At 63.0% G+C, this 3,880-nt stretch carries 4 protein-coding genes; 1 reads left to right on the top strand and 3 read right to left on the bottom strand.

Translation table 11 applies throughout. The features are described 5' to 3' along the window. Both B3M53_RS12475 and pseI read right to left on the bottom strand, forming a co-directional pair. The coding region (locus B3M53_RS12475; protein ID WP_286800493.1) for a DegT/DnrJ/EryC1/StrS family aminotransferase at positions 1-617 on the bottom strand (617 nt) is incomplete at its 3' end. Then, positions 614-1,675 carry a pseudaminic acid synthase gene (pseI, locus tag B3M53_RS12470; RefSeq protein ID WP_273019321.1) on the bottom strand — a complete coding sequence of 354 codons (1,062 nt, stop codon included), beginning with the start codon at positions 1,673-1,675 and terminating at the stop codon, positions 614-616. The genes pseI and B3M53_RS12475, both read right to left, overlap by 4 nt. 90 nt (positions 1,676-1,765) lie before the next feature. Here pseI and B3M53_RS12465 point away from each other — a divergent pair, with 90 nt between their 5' ends. Further along, the gene (locus B3M53_RS12465) at positions 1,766-2,413 is read left to right on the top strand and encodes a class I SAM-dependent methyltransferase (protein ID WP_273019322.1); all 648 of its coding nucleotides are present in this window, start codon (positions 1,766-1,768) and stop codon (positions 2,411-2,413) included. A 3-nt stretch (positions 2,414-2,416) separates the two neighbouring features. Here the strand turns inward: B3M53_RS12465 and B3M53_RS12460 are convergent. Beyond that, on the bottom strand, positions 2,417-3,880 hold a 1,464-nt coding region (locus tag B3M53_RS12460), incomplete at its 5' end, for a tetratricopeptide repeat protein (RefSeq protein WP_286800492.1).

Genomic DNA, 3,880 nt, shown 5'->3' with positions numbered 1-3,880 from the left:
CGGCCCTGATTGCGCAAGGCGCGCCGCTGCAGCATCAGCTGGTCTTCGGCCTCGGCTGCGGCGTCATCCAGCACCGGATAAGACTTGGCCCGCTTCTCAAGTTCAGCCGCCAGGCTCGCGTCATGGGTGATCACCGCGCCGCCTGCGCCGGCGTCCAGCACCTTGCCGGCGCCAAAACTGACGATGCGGGCCGCATCCTCGAGCGGCGCCTGGGGCGTGAAACTGGAGGCGTTGGCGTCGTTCTCGATGGTGATCCAGCCGTGCTCGCGTGCGGCCTTGCGCGCCTGGGTGAAGTCGAGGCGAAAACCGTAGAGATGGGTCAGCAGCACCGCGCCGCTTCGACCCGTTCGCGACAGCTTGCGGACCTGTTCGGCCAGGGCGGCATCGTCATTGACGCCCGTCTCGGCGCTGACCGGCGCGAGCCGCACCTCAGCGCCGCAGGCCCAGGCGCTTGCCAGCAGGCTGGGGCAGGCGTTTGACGGGATCAGAATGGTGGACCGGCCATGAAGGCCCAGCGTCTCAAACAGCGCCAGCAAGGCGGATCGCGCCCGACCGAACAGAACGGCCTGATCGCCGCCAAACGCGTTTGCGATCTGAAGCGCCGGCGCCGTCATCATCTCAGCCCATCTGCGATCATGGACCAGTCGAGCGGTTCACCGAAAGCGAGATCGCGCGCGGCGGTGCGCCCCAGAACTTTCGACCAGTCGCGCGGATGCAGGCCGCCGCCGGGGCGCACCGAGCGCACATTGGCTTCGGTCAGAACCTCTCCGGCCTTGATGTCCGCCGTCACATACAGCGAGCGGCGCACGGTGCGCGAGCGCACTTCAGATTGCGCCAGACCGGTTCGAACATGGCCCAGCGCCGCATGGGCGTTACGGGTTTCCCGAACCAGGCTCGCCAGCTCATCAGGCTCCAGCGAGAACTCCGCGTCCGGGCCGCCGTCAGAGCGGCGCATTGTGACGTGCTTTTCGATCATCCGCGCCCCCAGGGCCGTCGCGGACACGGGCGCGGCGATGCCGGGGGTGTGGTCGCTGAGCCCGATGGGGATTTGCAGGCGCTGGATCAACTCGGGGATGGTGCGAAGATCCGCCTGCTCAATCGGTGTGGGATAGCCCGAGGTGCAATGCAGAATGCAGAGCCGGTCACATCCGGCCTGGCGGGCTGTCAGTACAGCCTCGATGATCTCGTCCCAGCTCGCCATGCCGGTGGACATCACCAGCGGACGCCCCGTTTGAGCGGCGTGAGTGATTAGCGGCAGATCCACCAGTTCAAACGAGGCGATCTTGTAGGCGGGCGGTTCGAACTGTTCGAGAAAGTCCACAGCTGTGAAATCAAACGGGGAGGAGAACACCTCCATGCCGTGCTTGCGCCCGGCTTCAAACAGCGCCGCATGCCAGTCCCACGGCGTATGCGCTTCTTCATAGAGGTCATGCAGTTTGCGCCCGTCCCACAAGCCTCCCTCCAGCACGAAGCCAGGGCCGTCATGGTCCAGCGTGATGGTGTCGGCGGTATAGGTCTGCAGCTTCAGCGCATCCGCGCCTGCGTCAGCGCAGGCGTCAATGATTTCGAGCGCGCGCGACAGATCCCCGCTGTGATTGGCCGACAGCTCGGCGACGATCACGGGCGGGCGGCTGAGATCTTCGATCTGGTCAAACACGGAAGAGGGGGCGGTCATGACAACGCTCCTGCCGGTTGCGAGGGCTTGTTTACTGTTATGATGAGTCTTGGTTCACTAAGAATGAAACCCGGGGGAGAACCGCATTCGATGACCACAAGCGCGCATAACGCCAAGCAGTGGGATGCGTTCTACGCCAGCTCCCAGACCCGCGTTCCCTATACGGACGCTGCAGTGTTCGCCCTGATTGCGCTTTCGAGAAACCCCGATGCGCGAGTGTTCGAATTCGGCTGCGGCAATGGCCAGAATCTGGGCTTTCTGCGCAGCGTGTTTCCCTCGGCGCGCCTTTCTGGCTGCGATGTCTCCACCGAGGCGCTGATCGCGGGGCGGCGGCTGTACCCGGATCTGGATCTGTTTGTCAGCGGCGACGCGCTGGGGCTGAAGCCGGCCTCGCTCGACGTGATTATCGAGCGCGCCACGCTGCAACACATCCCCAAACCTCTGGCCGCGCGCTATGTGCAGGAAATGTATGCAGCCCTGAAGCCGGGCGGCCGCGCCTTTTTCGAAGTCGCCAGCACGGATCATGGCTATGCCGCGCGCGGCGATGGATCTGAAGACCCGGTGTTCGGTCATCGCGTGTTTTACGCGCTGGATGAGCTCAAAACCCTGTTCGCCGACTTCCGGATTGATCAGGTCTATGATCGCCGACGGGCGCTGGTCGAGGGCGCTGAGCGCAACAATGGCCGGCCGGTCTATGACGAGGCGGCGTTTCAGCTCTATCTGACCAAGCCGGCCTAGAAATCAGGCCTTTACGCTTGCGGTTTCTTCGGCGAGCGCCTTGGCGACCTGCTTCATGATGGCGATCCAGTCCGCATAGCCTTTGCCGAAGAAGGAGCGCGTGGTGGTGAACCAGGGCGACCGCCCCGTCCCCATATGTGTCCAGATCCGGCCATGGGGGTGGATATACCAGATGTTTCCGCCCGCCGCCGCACCGAGCGAGGTGGTGGCGTTGGTCGGGCCGATCACCAGATCGCAAGCCTTGGCCAGAGCGGTCACCTGATCGAGATCGTTCTTCAGATCAATGCCGTCCAGCGTATGCACGTCGACGCCGAATTTGGACTTGGCGTAGGCGATGTCGTCTGCGGCGTCGCCATATTGCAGATTCACGAAGGTGACGCCCGGCGTTTTCAGCACCGGCTTCCAGAGCTCAAACGCCGAGAAGTGTTTGGAGCGCTTGGAGTCCATTTTCAGCGATTTCCACAAAATGCCGACCTTCAGCCCCTCGGGCAGGGTCGCCAGCTGCTCGCGCCAATGGGCGATATCCGCCTCAGGCGGCGACAGCACCGGACCTTCAGGAAAATCGGTCACTTTGGTCCGGAAGGCGCAGGCCGGCTGGGCGAAGGGCGTCCAGTAGTCAAAGCTCAGCCCGTCTTCAAACCCGGTGACGCCGCGAAGATCCTTGCCTTCGCGCTTTATCGTCCGGTGTGAGCCCACGATGGCGTCCGGATAGGTGCGCTGCACCATTTCCACCAGGCGCTGCTCAACCGCGATGTAAAGCTGGCCATCCGGCCCGATGGCGTCGATCAGATCACGGCCCAGCTGCAGGAACAGGATTTCGTCGCCCAGCCCCTGTTCGCCAATCCATAGCACTTTCTTGCCGCGCAGCGCCTGGATATCGTCGCCATCCCAACGCGGCGCATCGATCAGGAAATGGGTGACGTTGGTGTATTCAGGATCAAGCCGGGTCTTGTACAGCGACCAGCCTTCCTCCAGCTCGCCCATCGCCAGCAAGGATTGCGACAGGCCGTGGGTCATGATGATGACGTCTTTGTGGGACGCGGCGGTCTTCAGCGCCTCGCGGAAATGATGCACCGCCTTTTCCGGCTCTCCCAGCAATTCATAGGCGAAGGCCGTGTTGTGGTGCGCGCGGGCGAAGTCCGGTTGCAGCCGCAAGGCTTCGGCATAGAAGGTGAGGGCCTGATCGGGTTCGCCTTTTTCAAGCAATGTGGTGCCCAGCGAGTTCCAGAAGTCTTTCTCTTCGGGATTGGCGTAAATGGCGGCGCGCAGGATCTCGACGGAATCGTCAAACTTCCCCTGATCGCGCAGCACGCCGGACAGGTTGATGACGCCAGCGGGATGATTGGGCGCCATTTGCAGGAAGAGGCGCAGGAATTTTTCCGCGCCGTCCATCATGTCCAGCTTCCACGCCAGCATGGCGAGGTTCAGATAGACTTCAGCGTTTTCCGGGTTGAAACGCCACGCGCG

The organism is Oceanicaulis sp. UBA2681 (genome assembly GCF_002354675.1).
GTDB lineage: Bacteria > Pseudomonadota > Alphaproteobacteria > Caulobacterales > Maricaulaceae > Oceanicaulis > Oceanicaulis alexandrii.
This window is presented reverse-complemented; position numbering and strand designations above follow the sequence as displayed.